14 protein-coding genes are annotated in these 15,144 nt (G+C 58.0%); 7 read left to right on the forward strand and 7 right to left on the reverse strand.

Features of this window, described 5'->3' with window-relative positions; all coding sequences use genetic code 11:
• Positions 1-19: 19 nt before the first annotated feature.
• On the reverse strand, positions 20-262 hold the full coding sequence (locus ABLU87_RS11170) for a DinI family protein (RefSeq protein WP_004101739.1): 243 nt from the start codon (positions 260-262) through the stop codon (positions 20-22).
• 225 nt (positions 263-487) lie between these two features.
• On the opposite strand from ABLU87_RS11170, the gene cybB reads away from it, so the two are divergent.
• The 3 genes from cybB to ABLU87_RS11185 all read left to right on the forward strand — a co-directional run bounded on the left by cybB (position 488) and on the right by ABLU87_RS11185 (position 2,601).
• Entirely contained in the window at positions 488-1,015 is a 528-nt protein-coding gene (gene cybB / locus ABLU87_RS11175) for a cytochrome b561 (protein WP_025107908.1), read from the forward strand.
• 169 nt (positions 1,016-1,184) lie between these two features.
• On the forward strand, positions 1,185-1,460 hold the full coding sequence (locus ABLU87_RS11180) for a metal/formaldehyde-sensitive transcriptional repressor (protein WP_004101746.1): 276 nt from the start codon (positions 1,185-1,187) through the stop codon (positions 1,458-1,460).
• A gap of 22 nt (positions 1,461-1,482) precedes the next feature.
• The gene (locus ABLU87_RS11185) at positions 1,483-2,601 is read left to right on the forward strand and encodes an S-(hydroxymethyl)glutathione dehydrogenase/class III alcohol dehydrogenase (RefSeq protein WP_014229209.1); all 1,119 of its coding nucleotides are present in this window, start codon (positions 1,483-1,485) and stop codon (positions 2,599-2,601) included.
• A gap of 52 nt (positions 2,602-2,653) precedes the next feature.
• Here the strand turns inward: ABLU87_RS11185 and ABLU87_RS11190 are convergent, their stop codons facing one another.
• The 5 genes from ABLU87_RS11190 to pcaH all read right to left on the reverse strand — a co-directional run bounded on the left by ABLU87_RS11190 (position 2,654) and on the right by pcaH (position 8,210).
• Positions 2,654-2,929, reverse strand: coding sequence for a hypothetical protein (locus ABLU87_RS11190; protein WP_122117058.1), 276 nt, complete (start codon positions 2,927-2,929; stop codon positions 2,654-2,656).
• A 164-nt stretch (positions 2,930-3,093) separates the two neighbouring features.
• Positions 3,094-5,466, reverse strand: a complete 2,373-nt coding sequence (locus tag ABLU87_RS11195; protein WP_122117057.1) for a membrane-bound PQQ-dependent dehydrogenase, glucose/quinate/shikimate family — start codon at positions 5,464-5,466, stop codon at positions 3,094-3,096.
• 292 nt (positions 5,467-5,758) lie between these two features.
• Positions 5,759-6,682, reverse strand: coding sequence for a LysR substrate-binding domain-containing protein (locus ABLU87_RS11200; protein WP_004850547.1), 924 nt, complete (start codon positions 6,680-6,682; stop codon positions 5,759-5,761).
• Positions 6,683-6,852: 170 nt separating this feature from the next.
• On the reverse strand, positions 6,853-7,473 hold the full coding sequence (gene pcaG, locus ABLU87_RS11205; protein ID WP_122117056.1) for a protocatechuate 3,4-dioxygenase subunit alpha: 621 nt from the start codon (positions 7,471-7,473) through the stop codon (positions 6,853-6,855).
• A complete protein-coding gene (pcaH, locus tag ABLU87_RS11210) occupies positions 7,470-8,210 on the reverse strand; it encodes a protocatechuate 3,4-dioxygenase subunit beta (protein WP_122117055.1) in 741 nt (246 codons plus the stop codon). The genes pcaG and pcaH overlap by 4 nt, the downstream gene beginning before the upstream one ends.
• A 239-nt stretch (positions 8,211-8,449) precedes the next feature.
• On the opposite strand from pcaH, the gene ABLU87_RS11215 reads away from it, so the two are divergent.
• The 4 genes from ABLU87_RS11215 to rimL all read left to right on the forward strand — a co-directional run bounded on the left by ABLU87_RS11215 (position 8,450) and on the right by rimL (position 13,990).
• Positions 8,450-9,793, forward strand: coding sequence for a VOC family protein (locus ABLU87_RS11215; protein ID WP_004850554.1), 1,344 nt, complete (start codon positions 8,450-8,452; stop codon positions 9,791-9,793).
• Positions 9,794-9,835: 42 nt separating this feature from the next.
• On the forward strand, positions 9,836-11,344 hold the full coding sequence (locus tag ABLU87_RS11220) for a carboxylesterase/lipase family protein (protein ID WP_122117054.1): 1,509 nt from the start codon (positions 9,836-9,838) through the stop codon (positions 11,342-11,344).
• 330 nt (positions 11,345-11,674) lie between these two features.
• Positions 11,675-13,330 carry a glucan biosynthesis protein gene (locus ABLU87_RS11225; RefSeq protein ID WP_004850560.1) on the forward strand — a complete coding sequence of 552 codons (1,656 nt, stop codon included), beginning with the start codon at positions 11,675-11,677 and terminating at the stop codon, positions 13,328-13,330.
• A 75-nt stretch (positions 13,331-13,405) separates the two neighbouring features.
• A complete protein-coding gene (gene rimL / locus ABLU87_RS11230; RefSeq protein ID WP_004850562.1) occupies positions 13,406-13,990 on the forward strand; it encodes a 50S ribosomal protein L7/L12-serine acetyltransferase in 585 nt (194 codons plus the stop codon).
• 126 nt (positions 13,991-14,116) lie between these two features.
• Here rimL and ydcK read toward each other — a convergent pair whose 3' ends face one another.
• Positions 14,117-15,097, reverse strand: coding sequence for a YdcK family protein (gene ydcK, locus ABLU87_RS11235; protein ID WP_122117053.1), 981 nt, complete (start codon positions 15,095-15,097; stop codon positions 14,117-14,119).
• Positions 15,098-15,144: the final 47 nt, after the last annotated feature.

The raw sequence follows: 15,144 nt of genomic DNA on the forward strand, positions 1-15,144 counted from the left end.
TTTCCTCAACACTCGTCCGTTAATCTTCCTGCATCCACATATCGGCTTCTTCGAACATCTCCTGCACGGCGCGGCTGATCTGCTCCTTCTCGTGCTTGCTGGCGTCAGTATTGATGGAGGCCAGGGTCATCATCGGCTTAACGCGGACGTCGGCATCGGGAAAAATGCGATGCACTCGCTTCGTCAGTTCATTAAGAATGATCTCTTTAGCGCCGGCCAATCCCTCGAAATTTCTTTTGTCATAAATCAGCTCTACGAACATTTTTTATCCCGTTTATGGTAATAGCAGGGAGTATTGTACTGTGATTATATACAGCGTCAAGGCCGAGGTATACGTTCCCCGTATTCCTGCGCCGGGGATAACTCGCCGCTTTTGCATTAAATGCGTGAAACCGACAATTGTTTTTTTATAAGTACGTAAAAGTTAATGAATTTTTAATAAAAGGTGTTTATGTTGGCGATATCACCGTTTTATTAAGGGTTTCTCATGCGCGATAAATATTCTGGCCTGCAAATTGGCATCCACTGGCTGGTGTTTCTTTTAGTGATAGGCGCTTACGCGGCGATGGAGCTGCGGGGCTTTTTCCCCCGCAGCGCGCGGCCCGTCATCAATATGATTCACGTCTCCTGCGGGATTTCTATTTTTGTTCTGATGGTGGTGCGCCTGTTGGTGCGTCTCAAATCTCCGGCGCCGCCAATTGTGCCTAAGCCGTCGCCGATGATGACCGGCTTCGCGCATCTGGGGCATCTGGTTATCTATCTGCTGTTTATCGCGCTGCCGGCCATCGGCATGGTCATGATGTACTACCGCGGTAACCCGTGGTTCGCGTTTGGCCTGACCATGCCGCACGCGGCGGAAAGCAACTTTGAGCTGGTGGATACCCTGAAAGCGTGGCACGAGCTGCTGGCCAATACCGGCTACTTTATCATTGGCCTGCACGCGCTGGCGGCGCTGTTGCACCACTACTTCTGGAAAGATAACACGCTGCTGAGGATGATGCCTCGCAGGCGTTAAACCTCGATAAACCCGCTTCGGCGGGTTTTTTTGTCTCATTCTTCGGGGGCCTCAACTTCCGCTAAGCGCAAATTCTCGCCGCTATGCTACGGTTAAAGCGGCGAAGCCATTTGCCTCATGGCAACAATAAATATAGTATACCCCCCTATATGATATGGAGGGCGTCACCATGCCACATTCACCTGAAGATAAAAAGCGTGCCCTCAGTCGGGTAAGGCGCATCCGTGGCCAGGTTGAAGCGCTCGAGCGGGCGCTGGAATCCGGCGAACCCTGTATGACCATTCTGCAACAAATCGCCTCAATTCGCGGCGCCGCCAACGGCCTGATGGGAGAGATGGTTGAAATTCATCTGCAGGATGAACTGGTCAGCGGCGAAACGACGCCAGACCAGCGCGCCGCCAGAATGGCGGAAGTCGGGCATCTGCTACGGTCCTATTTAAAATAAAATCACCACGAGGAAGAGAGATATGAAATCACGTGCAGCCGTCGCGTTTGGCCCAGGCCAGCCGCTTTCAATCGTTGAGATTGACGTCGCGCCGCCAAAAAAAGGCGAAGTGCTGGTCAAAATCACCCATACCGGCGTATGCCACACCGATGCCTTTACCCTCTCAGGCGACGATCCGGAAGGCGTTTTCCCGGCGGTACTGGGCCATGAAGGCGGCGGGATTGTCGTTGAAGTGGGGGAAGGCGTGACCAGCCTGCAGCCGGGCGACCACGTTATTCCTCTGTATACCGCCGAATGCCGCGAGTGTAAGTTCTGTAAATCCGGCAAAACTAACCTCTGCCAGGCGGTGCGCGCTACTCAGGGTAAAGGCCTGATGCCGGACGGCACCACCCGTTTCTCCTATAACGGTGAACCGATTTATCACTATATGGGGACCAGCACCTTCAGCGAATACACCGTAGTGGCCGAAATTTCGCTGGCAAAAGTGAACCCGCAGGCGCCGCTGGATAAAGTCTGCCTGCTGGGCTGCGGCGTCACTACCGGCATCGGCGCGGTGCACAATACGGCGAAAGTAAAAGAGGGCGATACCGTCGCCGTCTTCGGCCTCGGCGGGATCGGCCTGGCGGTGATCCAGGGCGCGGTACAGGCGAAAGCCGGGCGCATTCTGGCGGTGGATACCAACCCGGAAAAATTCACCCTCGCGAAAGAGATGGGCGCGACCGACTTTATCAACCCGAATGATTACGATAAGCCGGTGCAGGATGTGATTGTTGAACTCACCGACGGCGGCGTCGACTTTAGCTTCGAGTGTATCGGTAACGTCAACGTGATGCGCGCGGCGCTGGAGTGCTGCCACAAAGGCTGGGGCGAAAGCGTCATCATCGGCGTTGCCGGCGCGGGCCAGGAGATTAAAACCCGCCCATTCCAGCTGGTCACCGGGCGCGTCTGGCGCGGCTCCGCGTTCGGCGGCGTGAAAGGGCGTACCCAGCTGCCGGGAATGGTTGAAGAGGCGATGGCGGGGAAAATTCGCCTCGATCCGTTTATTACCCACCGTATGCCGCTGGATCAAATCAACGAAGCGTTTGATCTGATGCATGAAGGTAAATCCATTCGTACCGTCATTCATTTCGGCGAGAATTGATTTTCCTGGTGAAAAATAACCCGGGCATGCCCGGGTTATCGTTTAAGAGGGATTACTCCCGCCGCAGGTTTTCATAACCATTCTGCCATCGCCGCTGTTCCCGCCGCTCCCGTTCACGTTGAATATCCGATTTCTCATCTTCCCAGACCGCGCAGTGCGGCCCGCTGAACACCTCGCAGGGCTGTGGGCTGGCGGTGAGCGGAGACGCGGCTTTCTCTTCCCAAATCGTCGGATCGCGCAGGTCCACTTCCGGGGCTTTTAACGCCTGAGCCGAGGCGGCGGCTAATATGAAGGTGCCTGCGAGCAGGCGGCAGGGTGAACTTTTCATCCATTATCCTTGTTCAGTTGTTATTATTGATAACCATTCGCAATAGTAACATGGCTGAATGAAAATGGCTTGCTTAGGGGGGAGAAGATGATTTTGCTTTCGCGCCAGCCGCCACCGGGCGGTTCCCGGGCCGCAAAAAGGGCCCCGTTTTGGGGCCCTGGTGGTTACTTCTGCTGCGCAAGCGCGTAAGCGATAATATAATCGCCGCGGTCCGGCGACTGGCGAGCGCCGCCCGCGTTGATGATGATGTACTGTTTGCCGGTTTTCGGCGATACGTAGGTCATCGGGCCGGACTGGCTGCCGACCGGCAGACGCGATTTCCAGATCTCTTTCCCGTTGGCGGTATCAAACGCGCGCAGGTAGAAGTCCTGGGTGCCCGCGAAGAACAGCAGGCCGGACTGGGTTGATAACGAGGCGCCCAGCGTCGGCATACCGATAGGGATTGGCATATGCATGCGGATCCCCAGCGGGCCGGTGTCCTCAACGGTGCCCACCGGAACCTGCCACACCAGTTTGCCGGTTTTCAGATCGACCGCTGACATAGTGCCGAACGGTGGTTTCTGGCACGGAATGCCCAGCGGAGACAGGAAACGTTCGCGCATGGCGCCGAACGGCGTGCCCTCCATCGGCACAATCCCCATTTCGATACCGCTGGCGTCCTTCGCCACTTTGGCGCGCGGCACCATATAGTTGGCGAGGCCAAGGCGCATATCATTGACGAACATCAGGCTGTTATTCGGGTCAACCGACACGCTGCCCCAGTTCATCCCGCCCAGCGAGCCGGGATACTGCAGCGAACGATCCTCGCCCGGCGGGGTGAAGACGCCCTGGTGACGCATCTCTTTAAACTGGATGCGGCACAGCAGCAGGTCGACAGGCGTCGCGCCCCACATATCCGACTCGGTCAGCGTCTCGTTGCCGATCATTGGCATGCCGACGGAGTAGGGCTGGGTCGGCGAGTAGCGCTCGCCCTTGACGTTGCCCGCCGGGACAGGACGTTCCTCAACCTTGGCGACCGGTTCACCGGTGGCGCGGTTCAGCATAAAGATCATGCCCTGCTTGCTGGTTTGCACCAGCACCGGCGTGGTGCCGCCTTTACCGTCAGGCAGATCGTACAGCAGCGGCTGGGAAGGCAGGTCGAAATCCCAGAGATCGTGATGGGTGGTCTGATAATGCCAGCGTACCTTGCCGGTCGTGGCGTCAACGGCCACGATGGAGGAACTGTATTTATCGTCCAGCGCGGTACGTTCGCCGCCAAAGAAGTCCGGCGTCGCGTTACCGGTCGGCAGATAAATCAGATTCAGCTTCGCGTCATAGGACATGGCCGACCAGACGTTCGGCGTACCGCGGGTGTAGGTCTGTCCTGCCGGCGGTTCGCCGGTCAGGTTCGGGTTGCCCGGATCCCATGCCCACGCCAGTTTGCCGGTATGAACATCATAGGCGCGAACGACGCCCGGGGGTTCGCCGGTGGAGAAGTTATCCGCCACGCGACCGCCAACCACGACCACGTTACCCGCCACCAGCGGCGTGGAGGTCTGCTGGTAGTAACCCGCTTTGATTTCCCCCATGCCAACGCTCAGGTCCACAATACCGTGGTCGCCGAAGGCGTCGCACAGTTTACCGTTATCGGCATCAATAGCGATCAGACGGGCGTCGGTGGTTGGCAGGAACAGGCGGCGGGAGCAGGCGGCCGGCTGCGCGTCGGCGGCAGGGGAAACCTGGGCCTGGCTCTCTTCGTAATAGCCTAAGCCGCGGCAGCGCTGCCAGTTCGGCGCGGTAGCTTTTGAATCATAGCGCCATTTCTCTTTACCGCTATCGACATCCAGCGCCAGCACCTTGCTGTAGGGCGTACAGACGTAAAGCGTATCGCCAATTTGCAGCGGCGTATTCTGGTCTTCCGCGCCGGAGCCGTTGCTCTGCGGGATATCCCCGGTGTGGGCGACCCAGGCAACCTGCAGCTGGTCAACGTTCTGTTTGTTAATCTGGTCGAGGGCGGCGAAACGGTCGCCGTGGGTGGTGTTGCCCCAGTGCGCCCAGTTTTTCTGCTGCTCGCCCGCGGCGACCGGTTTAACCGGCACCGCCTCGCTGGCGCTGACCAGCGGCTGGGATTTAAACATCCAGCCGAAACTAACCAACAGTACCACCGCCAGCACCGCTGCCAGGCCAAACGCCGGCCCTTTTTTTGCCGGCTGCCGGGAGAGAAACGGCCAGACCAGCGCGGCAAGGAAGGCCAGTACGCCGAGCGCGAACAGGCGCGAGAACAGCGGCCAGTAGGTCCAGCCGGCATCGCTAATGGCCCAGACGATCGAGGCGATAAACGCTATCGCGTACAGTGTGATACCGCCGCGACGGCTGCGGAAAATGAGCACCGCGGCGATAACCATCACCAGGCCCATAATCGCAAAATAGAAGGTCCCGCCAACGGAGGCGAGCTTTGCACCAAGAATACCGATAGCCAGGCCGATGATCAGCATCAGCCCGGCGAGAAGCCACTGCAGGACCCGGGGGAATCCTCGCGGCGCGTTGCCAGTTGCCATTTTTTCTCCTTAACCACTCCTGAACAGGTGTGAACCAGATGAATCAATTTCTCAAGTGAAGGCTTTTGAATGAAGCGATGCCGACCTTCATAAAAGCAGGTTTTTTACTGTTATTGATTTCGAGTGAACCATTTGGTGAAATCATGGCTATGATAGATCTGTTAAAGAAATTTACGCAATTGTTAATGAATGATTTCGCACTAATTGATTATTGTGGTGAATATGGTGGGTGCGAAAAGGAAATCTGGCGGTCAGATCTCCCCGACGCGGGTAACGGTCGGGGAGAGGGCGATCAGACGGGCATCGATTTACGAATGGCGCTCAGCAGGGTTTGTGTTCCCGCGGTGAGCGTGGCGTCCACCCGGGTGAGAATACCTATCGGTTCGCCCGCGCCCTGGGTGGGCACCGGCAGCGCGGCCAGCAGCCCACGGCGCAGGTCGTCTTTGACCGCGCCGGAGGGGACAAACCAGACGTAGTCGTAATCGACGGTGAGCTGGCGCGACAGGGAAGCCGACAGCGTCTCGATGCAGCCAGACGGAATTTTGCAGCCCTGGCTTTGCAGCAGAGTTTCGGCGTTCTGTCGCGGCAGCGTACCTTTGGGCGAAACCACCACCGGCCACTCCATGACCCGACTCAGCGTAACCGTTTCCTGCAGCAGCGGATGCCCCGGACGAACCACCAGCTTCAGGGATTCGAGAAACAGCAGTTCATAGTTCAACCCGCTCATCAACTCCGGATCGGACATCCGTCCGATACCGATATCGATTTCTCCCGATTTTAGTCCGGCCAGCAGCATGGTGTTATTCATGGTCGCCACCTGCAGGGTGATATCTTTTTGCTGCTGATGGAACTGGCCGATCACCGAGGGCAGGATCCCCAGCGCGGCGGTGGGGAGCGCCCCGATGCGCACGATATCGCTGTTGAGGCCTTCTTTACGGTTTAGCGCCTGTCCCGCGGTATTGAGCGCGTCGAGCACTTTAACCGCGTGGGTGAGAAACTGTTCGCCGACCAGCGTGAGCTGCGCGCCGAGGCGTCCACGCTCAAACAGCCGGGTACCGGTCAGCTGCTCCAGTTCGTTTAGCGTTTTGGATAAAGCCGGTTGACTCAGATTTAAGGTTTCAGCCGCACGCCCAAGAGTTCCCTGTTGAGCGACGGCCACGAAAGTATGTAGATGGCGCAAGCGAATGCGCTGACTGAAAAGACCATTTTTTTGCATAATCAATGTTAAAAACAGAGGCGTCCCAGTGACAAGTAAGGGCGATTAAAATTGTTAACTTCATAGCAAAATATTATTAACATTTTATATTATTATTTTACAAGTTGATTTTATTGAGTTTGCCATATAGCGTCGCCCCTGACCGGCAGGGGCGGAAAAGAAGAAAAAACTCAGATATCGAAGAAGACGGTTTCGTTTTCGCCCTGCAGGTGAATATCGAAGCGATACACGATCTCCGCGCCGCGGACCTCGCGCTGCGCGATGAGGGTCTGGCGACGCACTTCCCACTCAATCAGATTCAGCACCGGGTCGACCTGGTTGGCATCCTGCTCGTCGGAAAAGTACATCCGCGTGTTGAGGCCAATATTAATTCCGCGGGCGACCACCCACAGATTGACGTGCGGCGCCATGGTGCGCCCGTCGCGACCTACCACGGCCCCGGGTTTAATGGTTTCGAAGCGCCAGATGCCGCTGGTGAAGTCCGAGCAGCTGCGTCCCCAGCCGCGAAACGCCGCATCCAGCTTCTTGCCCTGCTGTCGGTCGTCGGGATGGTTATAGCGCCCGGCGGCGTTGGCCTGCCAGATTTCCAGCAGCACATCGCGCACCGGCGTGCCGGAGCCGTCGATGACTCTGCCTTCGATAGTAATGCGTTCGCCCTCGGTATCTGCCGTTGTCAGCGTCGGGCCAAAATTTTTCTCAAAGATATGGAAACCGGCGGCGTCCGGCGCGAGGCCGATATGCACATAAGGGCCGGCGGTTTGTGATGCGGTTTCAGGTAAATAATCTTTCATCGGGCGGCCCCCTGCGTGCGGTTTTCAAACAGCGTTGCGCGATGGCCGCGCAGCACGAGATCAAAACGGTAAGCCAGAGAGTCCAGCGGTACGGCGGCATGGGTATCCAGCTCGGCGATTAACGTCCTGATGGCATCATCGTTATTGATGGTTTTGACGATAGGGCACTGTTTAATCAGCGGATCGCCTTCGAAATACATCTGCGTGATCAGGCGCTGTGCCCAGGCATCGCCGGAGAGCGAAAAGTGAATATGCGCCGGACGCCAGTCGCTTACCTGGTTGCGCCACGGATAGGGGCCGGGCTTGATGGTGCGGAAACAATAGTAGCCGTTTTCGTCGGTCAGCACCCGTCCGCAGCCGCCAAAGTTCGGGTCGATAGGCGCCAGGTATTGATCTTTCTTATGCCGGTAGCGTCCGCCCGCGTTGGCCTGCCAGACTTCGACCAGCGTATTTTTCATTGGTCGGCCAAATCCATCGCGAACGTAGCCGTGGACGATTATCCTTTCGCCAATCGGCAGGCCGTCTTTGGCGTAGTTGAGGATCAGGTCGTTATCGAGCGCGCCGAGATCGTCGCTGCTGAACACCGGTCCGGTGATTTCAGAAAGGGAATTCTGCAGGGAAATGAGCGCATTGTGCGGCGAGCGCAGCACGCTGGTTTTATAGCCCGGGGCGTAAGCGGGAGGATGGCTGCTGTAGTCGCGGTGCAGGACCTCGCGCGGTGACCATTTGTCGTTCATGAGGGTACTCCATATTATCGGTAGAGAGGCATGTTGTTGTAATGTCGCCACTCGCAGTGTGTGTAAATGTTTTGTTAATTTAAAGTGAAATTAAAGGGTGTTTAACATAACCGGCGGTTATGAAGTGAGCGGGTGAAAATAAACCGGCCAGCTACCGGCATCACAGTTTGTAAATTCTTCCCGCCGTCTGCAGAGAGCTTTCCTACACTCCAGGGAGAATTCACTGGAGGTAAGACATCATGGCGAACACCATCACGGCTGATGAGATTCGGGAAAGCTTTTCGCAGGCGATGTCGGCGATGTACCAGCAGGAAGTTCCGCAGTACGGGACGCTACTGGAGCTGGTGGCCGACGTTAACCTGGCCATACTGGAGAATAACCCGACGCTGCACGAACAACTGGCCAACGCCGATGAACTGGCGCGGCTGAACGTTGAACGCCACGGCGCGATCCGCGTCGGTACGGCGGAGGAACTGGCGACCTTGCGTCGCATGTTTGCCATTATGGGAATGTATCCCGTCAGCTATTACGATCTGTCGCAGGCCGGCGTACCGGTTCACTCCACCGCGTTTCGCCCCATAGATGACGCCGCGCTGGCGCGCAATCCGTTTCGCGTTTTTACCTCGCTTCTGCGACTTGAACTTATCGCCAATGAAGCTTTGCGTCAGCGGGCGGCGGATATCCTTTCCCGACGCGATATCTTCACGCCGCGCTGTCGTGAACTGATCGCGTTACATGAACAGAAAGGGGAGTTTACCGCCGCAGAGGCCCGCGAGTTTGTGCAACAGGCGCTGGAAACCTTTCGCTGGCATCGACACGCCACCGTCGATGAGGAAACCTATCACGCGCTGCATGAAGAGCACCGGCTGATTGCCGATGTGGTCTGTTTCCCCGGCTGCCACATTAATCATCTGACGCCGCGCACCCTGGATATTGACCGGGTGCAGGCGTTAATGCCCGAGTGCGGTATCGCGCCAAAGGCGTTGATAGAAGGGCCGCCGCGCCGCGATGTGCCCATTTTACTGCGCCAGACCAGCTTTAAGGCCCTTGAGGAGCCGGTAATGTTTGCCGGAGAGCATAGAGGCACGCATACGGCTCGCTTTGGCGAAATCGAGCAGCGCGGTATCGCCCTAACGCCGAAGGGCCGCGCCCTGTACGACCGACTGCTTGGCGAGGCGGGGGTGGGCAAAGATAATCTCACCCATCAGCGTCATCTGCAGGAGGTGTTTAGCCCGTTTCCGGACAGCGAATTCCTGCTGCGTCAGCAGGGGCTGGCGTACTTTCGCTATCGCCTGACGCCCGCCGGCGAAGCGCACCGTCAGGCGTTTCGTCCGGGCGACGATCCGCAGCCGCTGATTGAACGCGGCTGGGTCATCGCACAACCGATTATTTATGAAGACTTTTTGCCGGTCAGCGCCGCCGGGATTTTTCAGTCTAACCTGGGCAACGAGATACAGACCCGCAGCCACGGCAACGCTAGCCGCCAGGCCTTTGAGGAGGCGCTGGGCTGTCCGGTCTATGATGAGTTTGCTCTTTATCAACAGGCGGAAGAGCGCAGTAAACGACGTTGCGGTCTGCTGTAAAATCAGTACTCTGCTGGCATGAGTCGTTAAAGGAAGCAGGTCATGCAGAATCCGTCTACCCCGCTGGTGAAAACCCGGCAGGGCACCCTATCCGGCACCGCTGAAGAGAACATGCATATCTGGCGCGGTATACCCTATGCCGCGCCGCCCGTCGGCGATCTCCGCTGGCGCGCGCCGCAGCCCGCCGCCCGCTGGCAGGGCGTGCGCCGGGCGGAGAGTTTCTCGGCCTCCAGCTGGCAGGATATTGAGTACTGTCGTGAGCTCGGCGGCGGCGATCCCGGCCGATTTTCCGAGGATTGCCTGTACCTTAACGTCTGGTCACCCGCTTCGCGCGCGCAGCCGCTGCCGGTGATGGTATGGCTGCACGGCGGCGGCTATACCATCGGCGCGGGAAGCTTACCGCCCTATGACGGTAAAGCCTTAGCGTCCCGTGACGTGGTGGTGGTGACGGTTAACTACCGGCTGGGGCATCTGGGCTTTTTTGCCCATCCGGCGCTGGAGGAAGAAGAGGGGGTGCGCATCTATAATTTCGCGCTGCTCGATCAGATAGCCGCCCTGCAGTGGGTTCAGGAGAACATTCACGCCTTCGGCGGTGATGCGGCCAACGTGACGCTGTTCGGCGAGTCCGCCGGGGCGCGCAGCGTGCTGTCGCTCATGGTTTCGCCAAAATCCAGGGGGCTGTTCCATAAGGCGATTATTCAGAGCGGCTATACCTTGCCGGATCTGCCGCGGGAAAAGGCGCTGGCCAAAGGGCAGCTCATCGCGGAGCACTTCTCTTTACCGCAGGCCAGCGCCGAACAGCTGCGGGCGATTCCGGCGGACGCGTTCTGGTCGCTGACCGCGCCGCTTACCATCGGCCCGGCGCCCATTGTTGGCGATGCCGTACTGCCGCAGCCGATGCTGGAGACTTTTTTTAGCGGGCGTCAGCACCCGTTGCCGGTGATGATCGGCTCGAACAGCGATGAGGCCAGCGTCATGGCGGTGTTTGGCGTCGATATCGCCGGGCAGATCCAGAAGCTTCGCCGTGAACGCCGTTTTGGTCTCGGTTTGATTAAGCTGCTCTATCCCGGCGTCAAGGGCGATGAGGCATTAGGGCGTGAAGTCTGCCGCGATATGGCCTTTACCACCCTGGGTTACGTGGTGATGCAGGCGCAGCAGCGGGTAGGGCAACCGTGCTGGCGCTACTGGTTTGACTACGTTGCCGAGGCGGAACACCAAACCTATCCGCACGGCGCGTGGCACGGTAATGAAGTGGCGTACGTTTTTGACAATCTCGACCTTGCCGAGCCGGTACGACAGTATGCGAACGAGCGCGACCGGACCTTTGCCGCCCGGGTTGCCGACTATTGGGCTAGCTTTGCCCGTGTGGCGGGTAACGGCTGCCACGAGCTATCCGGGCCTGTGCGCTGGCCCGCCAGCGTGCGCGGACGGGACCGTCTGTTGCGTATCGGTTTGCACAAGCGGGCCGGTTTTAAAGTGGAAAACCGTTTTATGCGCGCGCGTCTGGCGCTGTTTCGGCGGGTGATGAAGCACCATGTGATGCTGGATTAACGCTGTCCGGAAGATCTCCGTTTGCCGCGGTACGTTTTTAACCTTCTGCAGCAAAAATAATCGCCTGCGCGGCCGGCGTTCGTCTGGCCGCCTTCCTGTTTTGCTTTGCCGCCGCGGTATTTAGCATGAAACGCCGCCGGTTGGCGAAATCATCGCCGCCCCCGGATATCGATAATTCGGTCTGGTCCGGTGGACATATTTTTTTCACGCATTTCTGCCGTCAACAATTGGATTATCAATCATTTTTGTCTAGAGTGAGCGACATTCACGACGCATGGGTTTGTTACGTCGCGTCTCAATTCACATATGAAGAAGGATGCTCTCTCAGGCATGAATCGCAGACGTTTTCTCAAATCTTCCATGGCTGTTGCCGCCGTATGCGGAACGTCAGGAGTTGCCTCATTATTCTCGAAAGCGGCCTTCGCCGAGGACTCGGGAATTGCCGACGGCCAGACCCGTCGCTTTGACTATTCCGTACTTCAGTCGATGGCCCACGATCTTGCGCGTCAGCCCTGGGGCGGCGCGCCGCGCGATCTGCCGCCAACCCTGGCAAACCTGACCCCGCAGGCCTACAACAGCATTCAGTACGATGCTGCGCACTCCCTGTGGAGTAATATCGAAGAGCGCAAGCTGGATATTCAGTTCTTCCACGTCGGGATGGGGTTCCGCCGCCGCGTACGGATGTTCTCCCTGGATTCACAAACCCAGCAGGCGCGGGAAATTCACTTCCGTCCCGAGCTGTTTAAATATAATGACGCCGGCGTCGACACCAAACAGCTGGAAGGCCAGAGCGATCTCGGCTTTGCCGGGTTCCGCGTGTTTAAGGCGCCGGAGCTGGCGCGCCGCGATATCGTCGCCTTCCTCGGTGCGAGCTACTTCCGCGCGGTAGACAGCACTTATCAATACGGACTCTCCGCCCGCGGCCTGGCGATCGATACCTTTACCGATACGCCGGAAGAGTTCCCGGACTTCACCTCCTTCTGGTTTGAGACCGTGAAACCGGGGGCTACGGTATTTACCGTCTATGCGCTGCTCGACAGCCCAAGCGTCACCGGCGCCTATAAGTTCGTGGTTAACTGTCAGGAGACGCAGGTGATTATGGATGTGGAAAACCACATCTACGCGCGTAAAGACATCAAACAGCTGGGCATCGCGCCGATGACCAGTATGTTCAGCTGCGGCAATAACGAACGGCGGATGTGCGACACTATCCATCCGCAGATCCACGACTCCGACCGCCTGTCGATGTGGCTGGGCAACGGCGAGTGGGTGTGCCGCCCGCTGAACAACCCGCAGAAGCTGCAGTTCAACGCTTTCCAGGATAAAAATCCGCGCGGTTTTGGCCTGCTGCAGCTGGATCGCGACTTCTCCCACTATCAGGACATCATGGGCTGGTATAACAAACGCCCGAGCCTGTGGGTGGAGCCGCGCAACCAGTGGGGTAAAGGGGCCGTCAACCTGATGGAGATCCCGACGACCGGTGAAACGCTGGACAATATCGTTTGCTTCTGGCAGCCCGAGAAGCCGGTGAAAGCCGGGGATGAGCTGGACTTCCGCTATCGACTCTACTGGAGCGCGCAGCCGCCGGTCCGTTCGCCGCTGGCGCGGGTATTGGCCACGCGTACCGGAATGGGCGGTTTCCCGGAAGGCTGGGCGCCGGGTGAGCACTACCCGGATAAATGGACCCGTCGTTTTGCCATCGATTTTGTCGGCGGCGACCTGAAGGCCGCGGCGCCAAGAGGCATTGAGCCGGTGATTACCCTGTCGAGCGGCGAAGCGAAGCAGATAGAAATTCTCTACGTGGAACCGTTTGATGGCTATCGCATCCAGTTTGACTGGTACCCGACCTCGGATTCGACCGACCCGGTCGAAATGCGCATGTTTCTGCGCTGCCAGGGGGAAGCGATCAGCGAAACCTGGCTGTATCAGTACTTCCCGCCAGCGCCAGACAAGCGTAACTATGTTGACGATCGGGTAATGAAATAATTGCCCTTGATTCCGCCCGCTAAGGTAACTTAGCGGGCGTTTGTTTTTTAATCAGACTATTAATCAGAGTCCATTATGACTGACGAAAACGCGCCTGCGAGAGAAACTATCCCCGTCACCGAGTCGCTTTCTCTGCGCGCTGTGGATGAAAGCCACGTCGCTGAGCTGCATCAGCTGGTGATCAAGAACCAGCGCTGGCTCCAGCAATCGCTGAGCTGGCCCGCTGACGTCAGTCACGAAGACGAAACCCGCCGCCACGTGCAGGGCAACGTGATGCTGCACCAGCGCGGTTACGCCAAAATGTTTTTGCTCTTTCTGCGCGAAGAGATCGTCGGCGTGCTGTCGTTTAACCAGATTGAGCCGATCAATAAGACCGCATACATCGGCTACTGGATAGATGAAAGCCACCAGGGGCAGGGGCTGCTTTCTCAGGCGCTGCAGGCGCTGATGGACGCTTTTGCCCGCAGCGGGACGGTTCGCCGCTTCGTGATTAAATGTCGGGTAGCAAACCAGAGAAGCAATCAGGTCGCCCTGCGTAACGGTTTCACCCTCGAAGGGTGCCTGAAGCAGGCCGAGTATCTGAACGGTTCGTACGATGACCAGAATATCTACGGGCGCATTATTGATTGTGACACCGGGCAATTCCCGGCTCGCGGCTGACGCCTTGCCCGGGCTATGGGCCGCGCTGAGATGTAGCCCCGGCAAGGCGCGTTGAGCGCCCCCCCCCCCCCGGGGAACAGCGCGCAGGGACCTGAAGCTGATAAACCACGCGGTCGGGAGCAAAGGTTATAGAAAGCCGACAATGGGCGTGCGGGTAAAACGTTCGTCGCCGTTTATCACTTTCTCCCCTCTGATAGAAATGGCGTCGCCCGCGCTGGCTTCAATTCGCGCCCTGTCGCCGATCGTCACCTGATGTTCAATCACTACATCGCCGCAAATCACCGCATGCCCTTCAATTAACACGCTATCGTCCAGCAGAATCGGCCCGCCGCGCAGGTGCGCATGCCCGCCGACCATCACCCGATGCTTCAGCAGGCAGTTGCCTTCGACCACCGCGTGCTCCGCCACCTGCGAGCTGTAGCGCAGGGTGGGGATGGCGTCCTCTTCCCGCCCGGCGATAATCCTCGCGTGGCCATAAACTCGCGCGTTATCGCAGACCCAGACGTCGTTTTCGTCGTTACCCTCCAGCCGCGCGCAATCGAAGATTTCCGCCCGATGCTCAACAAACGCGTGTTCGACAAACGCGTCGCCGTAAACTTGCGCCTGGTGAACGATGCGCGAAGCGCTGACCGTTGCCCGCTGATAAATGCGCAGGATTTTGTCGCTGTCGGCGGTCAGACCCTGGGCGGCGATAATAAGCGAGTGGGGGAGGATCTGCGCGTTGTCGGCCAGGTGACAATAACCCCGAATCTGCGAACGCGAAACGGTGACGTTGTCACTTATACGCGCGCAGTGGCTTGCCTGCACGCTGTCCAGTCGCGCGTTATCGCTGACGATGGCGCCATGGCTGATAATGCACTCGCCGGTTAAGCGGGCATTGCCCTCGATTTTCGCACCGGCAAACACCGCGCTATTTGGGTCATAAATCCAGCACTCGCCTTCGTGGCTCAGGGCTGCTTCATTGTCCAGCCAGCCGCCTTCATCGCCGCGCTTCACGTCAGCGAAATCGCGTAAGGCGACAATTTGCCGCAGATTGACGCTATGTTTGTTTCCGTCGGCGTCATAGTGAAACTGGCGAACCTTCTCGCTGAGGTAATATTTGCGCATCTGCCTTTCTCATTACGTATGGTTAACATAAACATAGCAAAAAACGC

Source organism: Klebsiella sp. CB_Kp196 (assembly GCF_040061575.1).
GTDB classification, from domain to species: Bacteria; Pseudomonadota; Gammaproteobacteria; order Enterobacterales; family Enterobacteriaceae; genus Klebsiella; species Klebsiella michiganensis.